General features: G+C 66.3%; 1 protein-coding gene and 1 pseudogene. Both read right to left on the minus strand.

The window, feature by feature from the left end; genetic code table 11:
* Positions 1 to 207 precede the first annotated feature (207 nt).
* Positions 208 to 495 (minus strand): annotated as a pseudogene (locus tag FHS88_RS21000) (ParB N-terminal domain-containing protein); the annotation flags it as partial.
* Positions 495 to 1,085, minus strand: coding sequence for a hypothetical protein (locus FHS88_RS20485; RefSeq protein ID WP_184487333.1), 591 nt, complete (start codon positions 1,083 to 1,085; stop codon positions 495 to 497). The pseudogene FHS88_RS21000 and the gene FHS88_RS20485, both read right to left, overlap by 1 nt.
* Positions 1,086 to 1,116 lie beyond the last annotated feature (31 nt).

Here is a 1,116-nt window from a genome sequence, read left to right on the forward strand (position 1 = left end):
GCTACCCGCTACGACCAGACCGCCGAGAGCTTCCTCGGCTTCGCGACACTCGCCTCCATCCGACTGTGGATCAGGTTTGTCCACGCGGCCTAGAGAAAGCCCGGTCTTGCGGGCGATCTCGGGATCCGAATGGCCGCGCCGCCGCATGCCGTCGATATCGTGCAGCAGGTCGATGGCTTGGTGCTGACGCCGGGCCACATTCTCGACCAGGCTCATCACGAGGCAGTCCTCGGTTTCGGCGTCCACCACCACGGCCGGGATCTCCACCTGGCCGAGTTCCCGGAAGGCTTCCAGGCGTCCCTGACCACAGATGAGGTCGTACCGGAGGCCCTGAGGACCTTGCCGCACGGCGACGGTGATGGGGCGCTTCAGGCCGACAGCAGCAATGCTGTCGAGCATCTCCCGGAACACCTTCCTGTTGCGGGCACGCGGATTGATCACGTCGATCAGCGCGATCGGGACGGATTGCACCTTCGCAGCGGCAGGGACAGGCATCAGGCAGCCTCCATGATGCTGACGCGCCGCGCCAGGTCGGCGAGAGCGTCCAGGGTGTCGAAGCGGAAGGCCTCGAGCAGAAGGTCGTTCGTCTCTCCGATGCGCAGCCGATCCAGCGTCGCATCGCGGCGAGGCAGGAGGTAGTAGTCGCGGATACTCGCATTGCCGGGTGCCATGCGGACCGCGACGGTGATGTCCGGTGCGAGGCCCGTATCGAGGCGGATGTGCCAGCGCACCGTCCCCGAAGGCGTCTCCTGGCAGCGCGCGAGAACGATGGATACCGTGAACTCGCCATTCACGGTCAGAAGGTCTGTGGCCGGATCCTGCTCGACGGCTCCTCCGACATCCCGGATCCCCGCCATTGCCTGAGCGACGATCTCCGGATGGAGCCTGCGCAAGGCACGGTTGACCTCGACATACCGGTAGTCGCGGTCCGGCGAGAAGCCGACGAGCTGGTATGCGCGCAGGAGGCTGCCGAAGCGGGTTCGGTAGGCCGAACTGGAGGGAGCTCCGTCCACCTCGTCGAGGTAGCGTCCGCGGAGGTGGTGGAAATTCCGGCTTCGGCCGGGGTGTAGGGCTGGGGTGGCCATCGGACCTGGCGGCTAGGGTGGAGTTGCGAGC

This window comes from Neoroseomonas alkaliterrae, from assembly GCF_014199195.1.
Lineage (GTDB): Bacteria > Pseudomonadota > Alphaproteobacteria > Acetobacterales > Acetobacteraceae > Neoroseomonas > Neoroseomonas alkaliterrae.